Source organism: Thauera phenylacetica B4P (assembly GCF_000310225.1).
GTDB lineage: Bacteria > Pseudomonadota > Gammaproteobacteria > Burkholderiales > Rhodocyclaceae > Thauera > Thauera phenylacetica.
Genome location: NZ_AMXF01000001.1, coordinates 98,646 through 118,322, shown reverse-complemented (window position 1 = coordinate 118,322; position 19,677 = coordinate 98,646). Strand labels below are relative to the sequence as shown.

The following is a 19,677-nucleotide window of genomic DNA, read 5'->3' as shown; positions in this document are numbered from 1 at the left end:
ACTGGAGTTGGCCCCATCCGGTGGACGGTTTGTGGCTTGGAAATCAAGCCGTGTGATCGTACTCGATAGCAGGGTTACCCACGGGGCCGCCGCCGGCCCCATCCAGGCCAGGGGCGAGCGGCCCGGTCGGTAACCCGGGTTTGTCGAGATTCGCTTGAGTTGCGCGGTGTTTTTCCTCGTAGTTCATCGGTGAGAGGTAGCCCAGCGCGGAACGCCGCCTGCGCGGGTTGTACCAGCCCTCGATCCAGGTGTAGACGGCCAGACGCGCTTCGGTCTTCGTCCGGAAGGTCTTGCGGTCGATCAGTTCGCACTCAAGGCCGGCAAAGAAGCTCTCGGCCATTGCGTTGTCGTAGGCATCGCCAACCGTACCGATCGACGGGCGAACTCCCATTTCGTGACAGCGCTTGCCGAATGCGAGTGGAGCCGCCCTGGCTCCCCTGATCACCGTGATGGATGACGCTCTCGGGTGTTCTGCTGCCCAGCGCCAACGCGCTGCTGCTCTCGGCCTCCAGATCAACTAAATCGGTCGTAACTGCTACATGATGACCTCAATCATCACATCTGTTTCTCAAGAGGATACTGGGAGCTGCCCTCGCTTTCTACCCCCCGCCGCACGATCAGCCATTCCTCTGATCTGCCCGCCAGGCGACATCGCAAACACGCGCGTCCGCATCGCTCACGGCAAACGCCACAAGCGTCTCGGTCAAACAACGACCCAGTTCGGCAACCGCTTCTTGGCAAAATGCATGCTGTCGGTAATCGAAGTGGAACTCCAGACGTTCTTCCGCGTAGACGTACAAGGTGAGATCAATACTTGTTTGCTCCCGGGCTTGCAGGTGCTCGATCCGTGGGCCTGCGCTGGCATCCAGCGCCGTGACTCCCGTCAAGGGGTAGTTTTGAAAAACGATCACGTTATCGAACAGCGGTCGCTGTCCCGCCCAACACTCGATATCACTCAGCGCAGTCTGCCCGTGATGGCGAATTTCCACGTTGAGATCCTGAATCGAAGTTAACCATTGACCCAAGGGCCGCTCAGTTTCTATCGTCACGATCAGAGGAACATCGTTCACATAAAGACCAAGCTGCCGCTCGATGTCTGGCAGCTCTGCGGGTCGGATGGACAAGGTCATGCCGCAGCCAACCGTCGCGCAGCCACGCTCCTTCCAGATCATCAGCAGCCAGGCAGCTTGCACGAGCGTATTCAACGTGCACCGATTCCGCTGCGCGAACAACCGCAAGCATTGCGTTTCTTGCGCGTCACATGCGGCCATGTGATGCCCGTGGACGTTGGCTTCGGAGGTCGCGCAAGACCGCCCCAACAGGGTGGGGGCGTTCAGTCTGGATATCTGGTTCTTCCAGAATTTTTCGTCAGCCGTGTGATCCCTGCTCTCCAGCCAAGCGAGATACTCCCCGTAATTCCCGCGCGGTCGTGCCGGAGGGTTGCCGGCGTAAGCCTGCAACACTTCGCCCAGCAGGCGAGAACCGCTCCAGCCGTCGACAAGAATCATGTGGCTGGTATAGATCAAACGATGGGAATTTCCGGTGGTCTGCACGGCAAGCAGGCGGAACAAGGGTGCTTGGGCCATATCAAAGCCGGCAATGCGCTCGGCAGCGGCCAAAGCCTCTAGATCCGCTGCCGTCATGTTGCTGCCATCGCGCACTTCAAATGGCACCCTGGTGCTGCGGTAGACCACCTGAAGCGGCCTGCTGCCCACGACAAAGCCCGTCCGCAACACATCGTGCACAGCGGCGACTGCCTGCCAGGCGCCGTATAGCCTTTGCACATCCACATCCAGCAAGTCCACACACAGTTGGTAGATGTGGTCCCCATCTTCGCAGGCAGCGCTCGACAACATGGATCGCTGCATCGGCGAGAGCGGATAAGCCTGTTCGACATCCGCATGAGAGACCGGCAAGACATCGAACTCCGATGGGCTCATTCGCAGCAATGGAAAATCCGACACTGTGATGGTCGAATTTTTCACCTCGCAGCAATGCTCGGTGAGATCGTGCAGTTCCATCGCGTAATCGTCCGCCAATTGCTGCACCACTTCGGCATCGAACATCTCAGAACTGTAGATCCAGCCGAAGCTCAGTTGACCACCGACAACCTGCCCATTGATCGTCAGCCAGTTACCCAGAGGCGCGTCCAAGCTCTGCCCTCTTCCCGCACTTTCGTTTGCAAGTCTGAAAATACTGTCGTTCTGGAATCCGCTCTCGATCTGCCCGAGGTAGTTGAAGGTGACCCGCGGCTGGGGCAACGCACCCACAGCTTCGCGCGATGCGGAATCCGCGAGATAGCGCAGGATGCCGAAGCCGATGCCCTTGTTCGGAATGGTCCGTAACTGTTCCTTGATCGCCATGACGGAGTCTGCGAACGCCGGCGGCGGTGTAAGCCGCACCGGAAAGATCGTCGTGAACCACCCAACCGTGCGCGAGAGGTCCATCGAATCGAACAGTTCTTCCCGGCCATGGCCTTCGAGCTGAATCAGCACGGATGAATGGCCGATCCAACGGGTCAGGACGCGGGCCAATGCGGTCAGAAGCAGATCGTTGATCTGCGTGTGGTATGCCGCAGCTGCCGCATGCAGCAGCTTCTGCGTGGTCGCGGCATCGAGTCGCGAATACGCCGTTTGCGCATACCTACAAACAAGACCCTCGCGGGACCGAACGGGCAGATCGATGGGAGCCCCTTGCAACTGCGATTTCCAGTGATCGACCTCAAGTCTCATGTCCGAGCCTTCGGCATAGCGATGCAAATGCTCGGCCCAACGCTTGAAAGAACCCGTTTTGGCCGGAAGCGTCACCGGTTGTCCGGCACTCGCCTGACGATAAACGCGCTCCAGATCCTCAAGCAAGATCCGCCACGACACGCCATCGACGACCAGATGATGGGCGGTCAACAGAAGTCGCTGCTCACCCTGTGGCAAGGTCGCGAGAACGGCACGCAGCAAGGGGCCATTCTGCAAGTTCAAACTGCGCTGCGCTTGGTCGAAAAGCGCCTGGAGCGCTGCATCATCCGTTGCAGCCGATTGCCAAAGGACGGATTCTGCGCGCATGTTCCGGTGGGTCGCCCGCCAGCCCGCTGCGGTTTCAACGAAACCCAGGCCAAGCGCATCGTGATGTTCGATGACCGCCCTGAGTGCCCGGTCGAGCGCGCCACCGTCGAGCGGACGGATCGGTGTCAAAACCACCGACTGGTTCCAATGGTGTCGGTCGGGGATCAACCTCTCGAAAAACCAGCGCTGAATCGGCATCAGCGGCACCTCCCCGGTGACCGGTCCCTGATCCACAGCGCGCGCATCGGCCAGCTCGGCAACAGCAGCCAGCCCCCGCACGGTTTGGTGGGTAAACAGATCTCTCGGGGCGATACGAATGCCCGCCTGCCGTGCGCGACTGACGATTTGTATCGAGATAATGGAGTCCCCCCCCAGCTCGAAAAAATTGTCCGTTGCGCCGATCCGCTCCGACTTCAACACCTCGGCCCAGATCTTGGCGAGCGCTTCTTCCACCCCCTCTTGCGGTGCCTCGTACGCCTGCTCACCGTCAAGCCCGGGGTCGGGCAGCGCCTTCCTATCCACCTTGCCGTTGGCGTTGAGCGGCAGGCTCTCCAGCACCACCATCGCACTGGGCACCATGTAGTCGGGCAGTTGTTTGCTCAACCGTGCACGCAGCAAGGCCGGATCGATGGTGTGCCCCGCCACTGCGGACACGTAGCCCACCAGCCGCGCTCCGCCCGGCCCGTCCTTGGCCACCACCACCGCTTCGCGCACCTCGGGTTGCGCCAGCAATTGCGCCTCGATCTCGCCCAGCTCGATGCGGAACCCGCGGATCTTCACCTGGTGGTCCAACCGCCCCAGATACTCCAGCTGGCCCTCCGCGTTCCACCGCACCAGGTCCCCCGTGCGGTACAACCGGCCGCCCCCCTCGTCGAACGGATCAGCCACGAACCGCTCCGCACTCAGCCCCGCGCGACCCAGGTAGCCCCGCGCCAAGAGCTCACCACCAATGAGTAACTCACCAGCTACGCCCTGCGGTACAGGGCTCAACTCGCCATCCAGCACATAGGCATTGGTCCCGGAGATGGGGCGCCCAATCGGCACCAAGCTCTGCCCGTCATCCCGGCAACTCCACTGTGTAACGTGAATCGTCGTTTCGGTCGGACCGTACAGGTTCTGCAAGCTCACGCCTTCGAGCCGGCGCAGCGCTTCGCCTTGCGTCGCCGCAGGCATGGCCTCGCCGCCGCAGATCACGTACCGCAGCCGCGTCTCTCCCTCGATGCCTTCGTGTGCCAAGAAGGCCTGCAGCATCGCAGGCACGAAGTTCAGCGTCGTAATCTGATGCGTGCGAATCAATTCGGTGATCCGCTCGGGGTCACGGTGGTCGCCGGGGTTGGCTACTACCAGTCTCACACCCGCCGTCAGCGGCCAGAAGATTTCCCATGCGGACACGTCGAAGCCGAATGGTGCTTTGTGCAGCACTGTGTCGGTCGACGTCAGACCATAGGTTTGCTGCATCCAGGTCATGCAACTGGCCAGCGACCGGTGCCGGATTGCCGCCCCCTTTGGTCGCCCGGTAGAGCCCGAGGTGTAGATCACGTACGCCAGGCCCTCCCCATGCACCGCAACATTGGGGTCGTGCTCTGGCTCACCGCCGAGGTCCAGCCTATCCAGCTCCAGCACCCCCAGCCGCTCTGTCGCCGGGATGCGTTCCCTGACCCAGCTCTGCGTCAGCAGCAGCCCGATCCCACTGTCCTCGACCATGTAGGCCAGCCGCTCGGCCGGATACTCCGGATCCAACGGCACGTACGCTCCGCCCGCCTTCAGGATGGCCAACAACCCCACCACCATCTCGACGGAGCGCTCCACCGCAATCCCCACCTTCGCCTCCGGCCGCACTCCCAAGGCAATCAGCCGGTGCGCCAGGCGGTTGGCTCGCGCGTTGAGCTCCGCGTAGGTCAGCGCCTCATCGCCGAACACCAGCGCGGTGGCTTCCGGACGGGCTTGCACCTGCTGCTCTATCAGCCGCTGCACCGGCTCCACATCCGGGTGCCGCCGCTCGTTCACACCCCAATCGGCCAACTGCCGACGCTCGGCATCGCTCAACAGGTCGATCTCGCCTACCGCCTGTCCGGGATGGTCGGCCAGCGCCTCCACAAGACCGGCAACGGCCGCCCGCAGGTACTCACACAGCCGCAGCGCACCGACTGTCTTCTGGACCTGCCCCACCAGTCGGAAGCCCTGCCCCAGGTCATCCACCGACATGCCCACCGGGTAGTTGGTTCGCTCCTCGCCGCCGAGCACATCCATGCCTTCCCAAGCGCTGGCTGTCTCGCCCTCGTCCTGCTGCACGCTGTAGCGATAGTTCAGCAGCGCCGAGAACAGCGGTGTCCCCCCAGGCAGCCCACTGCACCGCTGTGCCAGTGACAGACTGGCGTGTTCGTGATGCAGCAGACCCGTCAGCACCGCTTGGGTTTCGCGCAGGCTTTGCAGCACACTGCGCCCCCCCAGTCGAATGCGGACCGGCAAGGTATTGATGAACATGCCCAGCGCCCGCTCCGCGCCCTCGCCTCCTTGCATGCGTCCGAACAGCACGGTGCCGAACACCACGTCGCCCTTGCCCGTCGTCTTGCCCAGCACCAGCGCCCAAGCCAGATGGAACAGGCTGGCTGCGCTCACCCCGTGGCGTTGCGCCTGCGCTCGTATCTGCCTGGCCAGTTCTGTCTCCAGCGGCAGTCGCACTTCCTCGACATCACTGCCATCTCCCTGCACGTCTAGCAGTCCGAACGGCGCCGTGGGCTCTTCCACATCGCCCAGCATCTTGCCGAAGAAGGCCTCGTGCTCCGTCCGGCTCACACCCAACCGCGCCTGCGCCACGAAGCGCCGGAACGGCACCGGTTCGGGCAATTGGGCCTCCTTGCCCTGCTGGATCAGCGCGATCTCGCCCACCAACTGTTCCAGCGTCGTGTGGTCCAGTACCAGGTGATGGCTGGGCAATTGCAGCAGCCAACGGCTTTGCTCCGCGTCGTACGCGGCCACCGCCCGGATCATCGGCGCCTTCCGCACATCGATGCGGTGATGTCTCGGATCGACGTGGGCATTGAATCGATCGGCTACGCTACCCGCAACTTCGTCCTCCAGCCACTCGATCTCAAGCTGTGCCTGTCGATGGACGACTTGCACCGGCTCCCCGAGCCCCTCCCACAGCACCGCCGTGCGCAGAATGTCGTGGCGCTCTATCACCCGGTTGAGACTGGAGATGAAGTGCTCCAACCGCTCCCGGCTATCGAAGCTCAGCAGACAAGGGGTAACGTAGGCATCGCCCTCCGTTTGCAGCATGTGGTGGAACAGGATGCCTTCCTGCAGCGGCGCCAGCGGGTAGATGTCCTGAATGTTGGTCGCCCCACCCGGCACCGCCGCTTCGATACGAGCAATCTCGCCAGCCCCGAATTCGAGCAGCGTCAGCATCTCTGGTCGAATCGCCCGGCAACCAGCCGGGATCAAGTTGGGCGGCACGATCACTTCATTGCGCCCCGACGCTTGCAATATCTCCTTGGCGAAGGCCGCCAGTTCGGGCTGTTGGAACAGGGTACGAACCTGCGTGGTCATGCCTTGCACGCGCATGCGTTCGAGCAGACTCAGCGCCAACAGCGAATGTCCGCCGAGCTCGAAGAAGTTGTCGTGGCGCCCCACGCGCTCCACGCCCAGCACTTCGGCCCAGATCTTGGCCAGCGCCTCTTCCACCTCGCCCTGCGGCGCCTCGTACTCGCGTGTGCCCTCCAGCCCAGGCTCCGGCAGCGCCTTCCTGTCCACCTTGCCATTGGCATTGAGCGGCAGCGCATCCAGCACCACCACCGCACTGGGCACCATGTAGTCCGGCAACTGCCGGCCCAGCCGCTCACGCAGCTCGCCTGCCTCGATCGCCTGCCCCGCCACCGCCGAGACGTAGCCCATCAGCCGCGCGCCGCCCGGCCCCTCCCTGGCCACCACCACCGCCTCGCGCACCCCGGATTGCGCCAGCAGTCGGGCCTCCACCTCCCCCACCTCGATCCGGAAACCGCGGATCTTCACCTGGTGGTCGATGCGGCCCAGGTACTCGAGCTGCTCCTCGGCGTTCCACCGCGCAAGGTCGCCGGTGCGGTACAGCCGCTCGCCATCGGCCCCGAACGGGTCGGCCACAAAACGCTCCGCGCTCAGTCCCGCGCGGTTCAGATACCCGCGCGCCAAGCCGATGCCGCCCAGGTACAGCTCGCCCGCTACGCCCTGCGGCACGAGGTTCAGCGCGCCATCGAGCACATGCAACCGTGTCGCGGCAATCGCTCGGCCCAGGTGCGGCGGGCCCTCCTCCCCCACCCGGCCCGCGGCGGACCAGATCGTCGTCTCGGTGGGACCGTACATGTTCCAAAGATCCACCCCGATGCTGAGCAGATCCTGGGCCAGATCGGGCTGCAGGGCCTCACCGCCGCACAAGCCCTTGAAGCGTCTACCCTGGGCACCCGGCCATCCGGCCGCCCGCAGCAGTCGCCAGCTTGCCGGCGTGCACTGCAGCACCGTGGTCTGGCTTTGCTCGATGAGCCGGGCGAGCGCCTCGCCGTTGCGGGCCTCGTCCCGCGAGGCGATCACGATCCGGGCCCCACTGATCAGCGGCAGGTAGAGCTCGAGTGCGGCGATGTCGAACGACAGCGAGGTGACCGCCAGCAGGATGTCGTCGGCCGCCAGGCCGGGCGCATCCCGCATGCTGTGCAGGAAATGGCTCAGCGCCCGGTGGCGCACCATCACTCCCTTGGGCTTGCCCGTGGAACCAGACGTGTAGATCACGTAGGCCGGGTGCTCGCCGTGCAGCGCAAACGGGGGGCTCTCCGCAGGCTCATTGCCCAGATCGAGCGCGTCCAACTTCAGAACGGTCAGGGCAGCGCCGCGCGGCACGCGCGCCGCCAAGTGGCTTTGCGTGAGCAGCAGCCCGATCCCACTGTCCTCAACCATGAAGGCCAGCCGCTCGCCCGGATACTCCGGGTCCAGCGGCACATAGGCCCCGCCCGCCTTCAGGATCGCCAGCAGGCCCACCACCATCTCGATGGAGCGCTCCACCGCAATCCCCACCTTCACCTCCGGCCGCACACCCAAGGCAATCAGCCGGTGCGCCAGGCGGTTGGCTCGCGCGTTGAGCTCCGCGTAGGTCAGGGCCTCGTCGCCGAACACCAGCGCGGTGGCTTCCGGACGGGCTTGCACCCGCCGCTCGATCAGCCGGTGCACCGGCTCCACATCCGGGTACCGCCGCTCGTTCACGCCCCAATCGGCTAGCTGCCAACGCTCGGCGTCACTCAACAGGTCTATCTCGCCTACCGCCTGTTCGGGATGGTCGGCCAGCGCACGCAGCACCGCCACGTAGTGGCCCGCCATCCGATCGATGGTCTCAGGTTCGAACAACTCCCGGGCATAGCTGAAGCTCGCTTCAATCTGGCCGTCCTCGTATTCGCACGTTTGCAGCGCCAACTCGAACTGAGCATCAGATTCATCGAAATCAAGGCGCTCCACAGTCAATCCCGACCATATCTGCAACGATCGATGGTCGCGCCTCAAGTGGTTGAACATCACCTGAAACAAGGGATGGGTAGCCAAATGACGCTCGGGTTGTAGTGCTTCAACCAACTGTTCAAACGGGAGATCCTGATTCGCCTGAGCCCCAAGCGCAACGTTTCGCGTTTGCGCCAACAACTCGGCCAACGGCATCCGCCCATCGATCTGCGCGCGCAGCACCTGGGCATTCACAAAGATACCAACGACCTTGTCCACCTCAGAGTGATTGCGGTTGGCCACTGGCACGCCAACCCGAAGGTCTGCCTGGCCCGTATGCCGGAACAGCAATGCCTCAAAGGCCGTCAGGAGAGCCATGAAAAGTGTTCCACCATGGGCCTGCGCCTGCTGCCGGAGTCGGCCCACAAGCTCTGCTTCCAGCACGATGCGATGCCGTGCCGCGGTATATCGGCCGTCACCTGCGCGCGACCGGTCTGTCGGCAATGCCAGCACCGGATGCTCGTCGCCCATCTGCGCTCGCCACCAGGCGAGCTGGCGCTGACCTTCTACACCGTTGATCCATGCCCTTTGCCACACTGCATAGTCGGCATACTGGATCGGCAAGTCCGGCAGCTGTGGCGACGCGCCTTCAAGGTACGCACCATACAAAGTGGCCATCTCATCGAGAATGATCTGAGTCGACCATTCATCGGAAATAATGTGGTGCATCACTACGACAAGGTGATGCTCATTCTTCTCAGTTTTGAACAGCACGGCGCGCAGCAACGGCCCAGACGTAAGGACAAAAGGCTGCGCGCATCTCCGTTCGATCTCGTCTTTCAGACGAACTGCTTTTTCATCGGCACCCATGTCCGATAGATCGAAGTAGGGCAGACGAATATCCGAACGGGCGTGGATGATCTGCTCGGCGACACCCTCGCCGTCCGCACGGAATGTTGTCCGTAGGGAGTCGTGACGGGCGACGAGCGCATCAAGGCTGCTGCGAATGACATTGACATCAAGATGCCCAGTAAGCGCCAGTCCGCCGCACATGTGATAGGCGGTACTCTCCGGGTTCATCTGCCACAAAAACCACTGCCGCTGCTGGGCATACGACAGGGTCGCGCGATCGCATCGGGGTTGGCGCGGAGTGATGCTCTGTGCAGCGTTGGTCGTATGCCCACCGCGCAGCCGGGCCTGCAACATGGCACGCTGCGTCAGGCTCAAATTTGCACGGCGCGTGGAAAGATTCAGACTGTCGGACATGGCAAATCTCTCAAGCGCTTTCGGACACGCGATGTGTCGTGGAATCAGTGTTCTCTATCTCTTCAATCAAACGCATCTCGATGAGAACAGCCAAGGCAGCAATCGTGGGATCCCTGAAAAACACGGCAGGATGCAGGTCGACGCCGTAAGTGCTTCTCACCTTGGCCAGCAGTTGGATCGCAAGCAGCGAGTCGCCCCCGAGTTCGAACAGGTTGTCATCCGCTCCCAGGGGAGCAATGCCGAGCACATCGGTCCAGATGCGAGCCAAACCACATTCAAGGTCTCCGGACGGCGCCACATATTCAGCAGAAATGCGCGGACGCGGATGGCTGCGATCGGGTCGATGTGGGGACGGTTCGGCAGCCATGATGGACAGAATGGCGTCGCCATTCACGTCCAGACGAGCGCTTAGGTCGGTCGTTGACACGACGACTTGTGGATGCAGAAAACCGGTAGCGACGCGCTCGAAAATCAGCACCCCCTGCTCGGGTCCGATCCCAAATTGGTCTGGCAGCGGCGTCCCTGCTGCCATGCCGACCTCGCGCCAACCGTCCCAGTTGACCGAGACCACCGATGCACCGGGAGAACGCGCGGCATCCGCTGCCACTGCGTCGAGATAGGCATTTGCGGCGGCATAGTCGACCTTGCCCAAACCGCCAGCGAGGCTGGCGAGCGAGGAGCAGAACACAACGAAATCACGCGCCTCGTTCGCGATTTGCGACATCAACACCTGAGTGCCTAACACCTTCGGCGCGAACACCTGCTCGACTGCCGCACGCTCCCGCTGCGCGATCATGCCGCCTCCCGCCACACCCGCCGCATGAACAACCCCATGCAAAACGCCAAAGCGGCGCCGCACCTCGTCGAGTGCCGCTCGCATCTGTACAGCATCGGCCACGTCGGCCTGAAGGGGCAACACCTCCGCACCAAGCGCCTCCAGCTCGGCCACCGCTTTGGCTTGGTCCGACGAGATGTTGCGCCCGATCAGTACCAACCGTGCCTGCCACTGCCGGGCCAAGTAGCGAGCGAACGTGAGTCCGATACCGCCCAGGCCGCCGGTGATCAGATAGACGCCGTTCTTGCGCAGCCGCTGGGCGGAAGCCTCTTCGCCTCGAAGCGCGGGATGGGCGGGCTCGAATGTCCTCACCCAACGATGCGGGCCGCGGTATGCCACAACCGACTCGCCGTCTGGCATCTCGATTTCGGCAACGATCTGCTGCACGACCCGGTCCAACACATCGGCGTCGGCAGAAGGCAGCACGTCGACCACCCGGCATGCGAGATGCGGATACTCCTGCGGCATGACCTTGCAGGGGCCATGCAGGGTCGCCTTTTCTGGGCACAAAGGTTCGGTTCCCGTCACATCCTCAAGCTGGTTCGCCACCACCGTGAGCGAGACCTTTCGCCCGCCCGCGGCACCCAGCACCTGCGCCAGCGCCAGCAGACTAAAGAAGCTGCGCTCAAGCACTTCTTCCGGTTGCGACGGAACGTCTCCGAGCTCGACATTCCACAGATGACAGACATCGGACGGCAGGCCGACCTCCGCTTCCACGTGGCGCAGTAGCCGCTCGAGGTCTGCCCGCTCGCCGGGACGCACTGCGTAGCGGTGCGCCCCCATCTGAGCGAACTCGTGCCCCTGCTCCACCCGAACCACAGTTCGACCCATCGCCCGCAGTTCTTGGCACAGCCGGTCGGTCAGCCCATTTGGGTCGCCGATCACCAGCATGCTGCCGCGAGAAGATGCAGCTTCGTCCGCAGACCGCACCAGGGGCTGAACGCGCTTCCACGTCGGCGCGTAGAACCAGTCGGCAATGTCGCGCCCGACAGACGCTGGCTTCTCAGCGACCTTGCCGGCCGGTTCCTTGGGCGGCTCCACCCAGTACGATTGGCGTTCAAACGGATAGGTGGGCAGCGGCACGCGACGGCCTGATACGCCACAGAAGAGAGGCGCAGCCTCAACCTCAGCTCCCGCTACCCACAATTGCGCCAGGCAGCGCACCGGCTGGTCAGCGTTGTACGCCGCGCGCTGGGGGTGGCACTGCGATGCCAGCATCGGCCTCGCACCAGCCCGCGCATGGCGGCGCGCCAGCGTGCTCAAGGTCTCGCCCGGCCCGACTTCGAGCAGCACGCGGTCTGATTTGGCGAACAGTTCGTCCAACCCATCGGTAAATCGCACCGTACCGCGTACATGCCGTACCCAATAAGCCGGACTGCATGCCTCATCGGCAGTGATCCAGCGGCCGCTGAGATTGGAAACAAAAGGAATCTGAGGTGCAGAAAGCTCGACGCGCGACAGCAACGCCTCGAACTCGCCGAGCATGGGTTCGACCAGGGCCGAGTGGAAGGCATGCGACACGTGCAAGCGTCGCACCGCCACACCGCAGCCCGCCAGACCGCGCTCGGCTTGGTCGATCGCCTCGACGGGACCAGAGAGCACGCACAGATCAGCCGCGTTGACGGCAGCCAGATCGCATCCGGCGTACGGGTGAGCCTGCAGGTGCGTCTCAGGCAGGCTGACGGCCAGCATGGCGCCGGGCTCAGTGGCTTGCAGCAGCCGGCCGCGCGCCGCGACGATGCTCAATGCATCCTCCAACGAGAACACACCGGCCAAGCAGGCAGCCACGTACTCGCCGATGCTGTGCCCAAGCATGGCGTCAGGCCGGATGCCTTGATGCATCCACCACAGAGCGAATGCGTACTCGACCACGAAGAGGGCCGGCTGGGTGATTGCGGTCTGCGCCAGTCGCTCCCCTACCGTCACTTCATCCGACATCGCAGAAAACAGCAGTTCGCGCAGATCCAGTGCCAGGTGCGGGCGCAGCAACTCGCTGCAGCGATCGACCGTCTCCCGGTACACGGCCTCGCGCTCATACAACGCACGGACCATGTTCGTATGCTGTGCTCCCTGTCCAGGGAAAAGGAAAGCCACCGTGGGACGATCCGACAGCGCCTCTCCATGGAAGAAAGTGAGCGAGTCATGCTGGGTGAGCGCGTGAATCGCATTTTCCCGGTCGCGAACGAGTGCAACCGCGCGATGGCCGAAGTGCTTGCGCCCGACGCGCAGCGTGTGGGCGACATCGGCCAAGCGCAGGCCAGGATGCCTCTCCAAATACTCTGCCAGTTCGTGGTTGGCTGCGTCCAATGCCGTAGCGCTGCGCGCCGACAACATCACTGCCTGCATACCGCCGTCGGACGCACCGGCGTCGTTCTGCTGCGTGACACCTTCGCTGTCCTGGGGTGCTTCTTCCAGAACCAGATGCACATTGGTTCCACCCATGCCGAAAGAACTCACTCCAGCGCGCCGAGGCGCAGGCGACGCGGGCCAGTCCTTGGCCTCGGTATTCACATAAAAGGGACTACCGGAGAAGTCGATCTGCGGATTGGGATCATCGAAGTTCAAGCTCGGCGGCAAAGTGCGGTGCTTGAGCGCCAAGACTGTCTTGATGAGACCCGTCACACCGGCCGCAGCGTCCAGGTGGCCAACGTTGGTCTTCACCGAACCGATGGCGCAATGGCCCTTGCGGTCGGTGCCACCCCGAAACGCCTGGGTCAAGGCGGCGATCTCAATCGGGTCGCCAAGCGTGGTGCCGGTGCCGTGCGCCTCGACGTAGCCGATGGTGTCTGCGCTTACGTCTGCCATGGCCTGCGCTGCGAGGATCACCGCCGCCTGGCCGTCGACGCTCGGCGCCGTGTAGCCCACCTTGGCCGCGCCGTCGTTGTTCATCGCGGACCCTTTGATGACGGCGTGAATGGTGTCGCCGTCGGCAATCGCCTCGTTCAAGCGTTTGAGCACCACCACGCCGACGCCGCTGCCGATCAGCGTTCCCCCGGCCTTGGCATCAAAGGCACGGCAATGACCGTCCGGTGACAGGATGGCGCCGGGCTGATAGCGGTAACCGCTGCCCTGCAGCACGTTGATCCAGACGCCACCGGCCAGAGCCATGTCAGCCTCGTGGTTCAACAGCCCTCGACAAGCAAGATGGACCGCAGCGAGAGAAGTGGAGCACGCCGTCTGCACCGCAACAGCCGGTCCGCGCAGATCGAGTTTGTAGGCGACGCGAGTAACCAGGGAATCGAGGTCGCTGCCATTGAGCAGGCCGAGCAGCGAGGCAATGTCGCTGTCACGCAGGCTCATTGACGGCAACAGATGCTGAAGCAGGTAGAGGCTTGGACCGCTACCGGCATAGACACCGACCATAGCCGCACCCGTACCGCCGCCGTAGCCGGCGTGTTCCATGGCCTGCCACGCCGCCTCCAAGAACAAGCGCTGCTGCGGATCGATGCGCTCGGCCTCGCGTGGCAAGTAGCCAAAGAAGTCGGCGTCGAACCGCTCTATGTCCTCCAGGAGGATGCCCTTCTTGACATAACCCGGCTCGGCGAGTGCCGCAGCTGAAACGCCGCGTGCGCGCAAGTCCTCGTCACCCAGTGTGGCAACCGATTCGACACCATCGCGGACATTGCGCCACAACGCGTCGACGTCCGGGGCACCTGGAAAGCGACCAGCCATGCCGACAATGGCGATCTCGACGCCAGTGAACGCTTCGGGTGTATGACTCATGAGCCGCTCCTCTCCATCTGCGGCCGACGCGGCAAGAACGCTTGCCGCTGCCGTTCCGCCCGCTCTGCGACTTGTTGCCGCGTGTCGCCCGTGGCTGGGCCTGTGGTCAGAAACACTGCCAGGGACTCGATCGTCGGATACCTGAACAGATCGACGACGGAAGGAGTGACTGCAAAACAATGGCCATCGAGGCGCTGGTGGAGCTTGAGCAGCAGCAGCGAATGCCCTCCCAGCTCAAAGAAATTGTCGCGTCGGCCGATACGCTCAATGCCGAGCAATTCGGCCCAGAGCTGCGCCAGAACCGCCTCCACTTCGCCTTGCGGAGCCTCGAATGTGAGCTGACTCGGGCGTTCGGGTTGGGGCAGTGCGCGCCGATCCACCTTACCGTTCGGGTTCAGCGGCAAGGATTCCAGCGACACGACCACGCCGGGCACCATGTAGTCTGGGAGCACACGGGTGAGCCGGGCGCGCAGTTCGCGCACATCGATCGCCAGCCCCTTCGGTGGCGACACGTAGGCGACCAGCCGGGCGTCCTTCTCCACCACCACTGCCTCCCGGACCTCGGGCTGCGCCAGCAACTGCGCCTCGATCTCGCCCAACTCGACGCGGAAGCCGCGGATCTTCACCTGATGGTCGATGCGCCCCAGGTATTCCAAGTCCCCATCAGCATTCCAGCGTACGCGGTCGCCGGTGCGGTACAGACCGCCGCCATCCGCGTCGAAGGGGTCAGCCACGAAACGCTCCGCAGTGAGTCCTGCCCGGTCCAGGTAGCCGCGGGCGAGCAGCGGGCCGCCGATGTACAGCTCGCCCACCACACCGGCCGGTACCGGCTGCAGATCGACGTCCAGCACGCGTAAACTGCGGCCCGGCAGCGGCCGGCCGATTGGCATGTGAACCGGCAGAGTACGTTCACCCGCAACATGGGCGGTGCAATCAAGCAGGGAGGCGACGACCACCGCCTCAGTCGGTCCGTAGGTATTGAGAAGCTTCACCCCGCTCAGGCCGGCCTCGTTCCAGACCGGTACTGCCTCGGCGGGCATTGCCTCTCCACCGATATGAACCTCGCGCAGACTGCCGTAATCGCGTTGTCCGTTACGGGCGAACGACTGGATCAGCGCGAACCAGTAAGCGGTCGGCAGATCGACGATGCTGATGCGGCGTTCGCGCACCTCACGCAGGAACTCGTCTGGACTCCACAGATCCGGCCCGCGCAGGACGACGGTCGCCCCCACGATCAGCGGCGGAAACAGCTGCTCAATGAAGCCATCGAAATTCAGCGTCGCGAACTGGAGCATCCGGTCGTCCGGCGTCAGGCTGGAAAACGCCGCCGACAGCTGGGCGTGCTCGACGAGCGCGCGATGCGCGACAGCCACACCCTTGGGTTTGCCGGTTGAGCCAGAGGTGTAGATCACATAGGCGAGGTTCTCGCCGTGCAGTGCGATCACAGGAGCGTGGGCGGGCTCGCCATCGAGATCGAGTTCGTCCAGCGCCAGAACATGCAGCGCTGGTCCGGCGGGAAGCCGCTCGCGGACGTGGCTTTGTGCAAGCACGAGCCGGGTCCGGCTATCCTCGACCATGGCAGCCAGCCGCTCGGCCGGATACTGAGGATCCAAGGGAACAAAGACCCCTCCCGCCTTCAAGATGGCCAGCAAAGCCACGATCATGTCGATCGAACGCTCGACAGCCAGGCCCACCCGCTGCTCCGGCGTCACCCCCATGCCAATCAACCGGTGTGCAAGGCGATTGGCGCGGGCGTCGAGTTCCGCATAGCTCAAGGCCTCATCGCCCAGAATCAAGGCTGCCGCATTGGGCCGATGCGTCACTTGGCGTTCGATCAGGCGATGAACCGGCTCCCCATCGGGGTAGCGTTGCGGGTTCTGCGCCCATTGCTCGATCTGTCCCAGCTCCTCGCCGTCCAGCATTGCAACGTCGCCCAGCGCCTGCTCGGGCCGCTCGACCAACGCACGCAGCAACACGATGTAATGGCCGGCCAGACGCTCGATGCGCGACGGCTCGAACAGGTCGCGTGCATAGGTCAGATGGGCAGTCACACGACCGTCCGAATGCTCACGGGTGTCCAGCGTCAATTCGAACTGCGCTTCCTGTTCGAGCAGCGGCAGCCTCTCCACGACCAGACCGGTCTGGCGCGCAAACGCGCCGTAGTCCTCCTGAAGGTGGTTGAACATCACCTGGAACAAGGGACTGTGGCTCAGGCTGCGCTCGGGCTGCAGCGCCTCGACGAGTTGCTCGAAGGGCAGGTCCTGGTTCGACTGAGCGCCAAGTCCAGCCTCTCTGGCCTGGGCCAGAACCTGGGTAAGGCCCATGCGCCCGTCGAGACGCAAGCGCAAAACAAGCGTGTTGACGAAGAAGCCGACCACCGCCTGCAACTCGGGACGGCCGCGGTTGGCGACCGGCACGCCAACGCGGATGTCGTGCTGGCCGGTATAGCGGTACAGCAGCGCCTGGAAAGCGGCCAAGAGCACGGTGAAGAGCGTCGCCCCGTGGGACTCGGTCAACCCGCGCAAGCCCACGAGCAGTTCATCCGGAATCTCGAAGCTGTGCTGGGCTGCACGGTAGCGGGCCACCGGCTGGCGCGGATGATCGGCGGGCAAGGCAAGCACCGGCTGCGCTTCACCCGGCTCAACCTCGAGCTGCTTGCGCCAGAAGGCCAACTGGTGTTCATGTGCGTCCTTGTCCGGGTGGCCGTGCTGCCAGGCGGCGTAGTCCGCGTACTGAACGTCAAGAGCAGGAAAGGTCGACGCCCCCGCGCCGGCAAGCCGCGCCGCGTACAGCGCCGCCAGCTCATCCACGAGGATCTGCATCGATGCCCCGTCGGAGACGATGTGATGCATCACCAGCGCCAGCACGTGAACCTGATCGGCCAGCCGGACGAGGGCGGCGCGCACCAGCGGCCCGCGGGTGAGATCGAAGGGCTGGGCGTTGAGCGCACGCAGGGCCTCGGCCGTGCGTGCCTCCCGCTCGGTGTCCGCGGCATCGCGCAGGTCGATCAGATGCAGATCCAGCGAACCGCCCGGCTGGACGATCTGCTCCACTTCGCCGTCCGCTCGCGCACGGAAAACTGTGCGCAGCGACTCGTGCCGCTGGGTCAGGCCGGCGACGGCCTCGCGCATGGCCTCTGCATCGAGCGCGCCGCTGAGCCGCAGCGCACCCTGGACATGGTAGGCGGTACTTTGCGGATCAAGCTGCCACAAGAACCACTGCCGCTGCTGCGCCGAAGAGAGCGGCAAGGGCTGGGCGCGGTGCTCCGCAGACAGCACTGGGATGACGGATGCCGACTCCCGCACGCCCGCTTGCTGGCTGCGCCGGATCGCTGCGCCTTGGTCCTGCAGGCGGGGATGCTCGAACACCAGGCGTGGCGGGAAATCGCAGCCCCACCGCTGCGCAATACGCGCCGCCAGTTGCACCGCTGCGAGCGAGTTTCCGCCCAGAGCGAAGAAGTGCGCGTCGCCAGCATAAGGCCGTGCTGCATCGTGCTTGAGAACGTCACGCCAAACGTCGGCGAGCGCCCGCGCCAATTCATCGAGCGGCGGTGCGTCGTTGCCGGCAGACTCCGCATCACCTTCCTGCCCACCAACGGCGCGACCGCCCTCGAAAAGTGCATAGGCATCCAGCGACCGATCCATCCATCCCTTGCGGCAGGCGCTGCGCTGCAGCTTGCCGCTCGACGTCTTGGGCAGCGCACCTGGATTGAGCAGCACCACAACCCGCGGCGCCTCGCCACACTGTTCGCTTACCACCGCGCTCAGCGCATCGGCCAACGCCTGGGGTGCGATGAGCTTCTGCAGTCCGCGCGACACCTCAGCCGCGAGGCCGACGCCTTCCTGCCCATCCACGTCCACCGCGAAGGCCGTCACCCTGCCCTTGCGCACCGCCTCCACCTCGGCTTCGACGGCACGCTCGATGTCCTGCGGGTAGAGGTTGTGCCCGCGCACGATGATCATGTCCTTGAGCCGGCCGGCCACGAAGAGCTCACCCTCGCGCACGAAGCCGAGGTCGCCGGTGCGCAGCCATCGGGTGCCGTCGCGCTCGACGAAAGCCTCTGCCGTCTCGCGCGGCTTGTTCCAGTAACCCGCAGCAATGCTGGGGCCAGCGGCCCAGACCTCACCGATGGCGCCAGCCGCAGCAACCTCGCCAGTCTGCGGGTCGGCGATGCGGATCTCGTGGGCGGAAGGCACCCGGCCGCAACCGACCAGCGCCGTGCCACCGGCCGCCTCCACGGCTGTGCGCCGCGACAGCGCGTCGGCATCGAACCGGTTCACCACCATGCCGCTGCCGCGTCGCCCGCCGGTCACGAAGAGCGTGGCCTCGGCGAGGCCGTAGCACGGATACACGGCGCCAGCCTGGAAGCCAACCGGCGCATAGCGCTCGATGAAGGCGTCCATGGTGTCATGCCGCACCGGCTCGGCACCGGTATAGGCAATGCGCCAGCTCGAGAGATCCAGTCCGTCGACCTGAGTCTCCTTCACCCTATCCAGGCACAGCCGATAAGCGAAGTCCGGACCGCCGCTGATCGTGACCCGATGACGGGAGATCATTTCGAGCCAGCGCACCGGTCGCTCCAGGAAGAAACGCGGCGAGCACAGCACGCAAGGGATACCGCTGTAGAACGGCTGCAGCAGGCCGCCGATCAAGCCCATGTCATGGAACAGGGGCGACCACACGCCGAACTTGTCGTCCGCACCGATGGAGAGCCCTTCGCGGATCGCGCGCTCATTGGCCATCAGGCAGCCGTGCGTCACCATCACGCCCTTGGGAGATGAGGTGGAGCCGGAGGTGTACTGCAGGAAGGCGACGTCCTCGGGCGCAGGCTCGTGCGGATGCCACTCGTCCGCAGTGGCGAGGTCGACCTCATCCACGGCGATCACCGACGACAGGCCAAACTGGGCGGCGGCCCCGCCAACCAAGCTCTGAATCGCACTGGCGGTGAGTATGCCGCGTGCCTGGGCATCGGCGGCGATGCCCGTCAGGCGGGCCAGGTGCTGGGGGCGAATCGACTCAGGGGGGAACGCCGGCACCGCAATCACGCCCGCAAAAAAGCACGCGAACATGCTGGCGGCGTAGTCACCGTCGTTATCCAGCAGGATCAGCACCCGGTCGCCCTTGTCGAAGCGGCGCTGCAGCAAAGAAGCCAGAGCTCGCACGCGTTGGTCGAACGCTCGATAGGTGAGCGCCGCTTCGACAAGTTGGCCGTCCCGCTCTTCCGCGACGATCAGCGCCACATCCTCTGGCCGGTCCGCCGCGAGGCGCCGAAGGCATTCGACGAAGTTGTCCGGAGGGGTGAAGGCGTGATCCGGAGAGATGTTTTGAATCGTCATCGGG

3 protein-coding genes and 1 pseudogene are annotated in these 19,677 nt (G+C 64.2%); all 4 read right to left on the bottom strand.

The genetic code is table 11. The annotated features are described in order from the left end of the window. Positions 1-169: 169 nt before the first annotated feature. Positions 170-488: pseudogene (locus tag C667_RS26295) on the bottom strand (integrase core domain-containing protein); the annotation flags it as partial. A gap of 129 nt (positions 489-617) precedes the next feature. Continuing rightward, positions 618-9,779: a non-ribosomal peptide synthetase gene (locus tag C667_RS00460; RefSeq protein ID WP_157302038.1), complete on the bottom strand. Its 9,162-nt coding sequence runs from the start codon at positions 9,777-9,779 to the stop codon at positions 618-620. Positions 9,780-9,789: 10 nt separating this feature from the next. Further along, positions 9,790-14,337, bottom strand: a complete 4,548-nt coding sequence (locus C667_RS00455; RefSeq protein WP_004354935.1) for a type I polyketide synthase — start codon at positions 14,335-14,337, stop codon at positions 9,790-9,792. Beyond that, entirely contained in the window at positions 14,334-19,673 is a 5,340-nt protein-coding gene (locus C667_RS00450; RefSeq protein WP_004354933.1) for a non-ribosomal peptide synthetase, read from the bottom strand. Before C667_RS00450 ends, C667_RS00455 begins: the two co-directional genes overlap by 4 nt. Between the last annotated feature and the right edge of the window lie 4 nt (positions 19,674-19,677).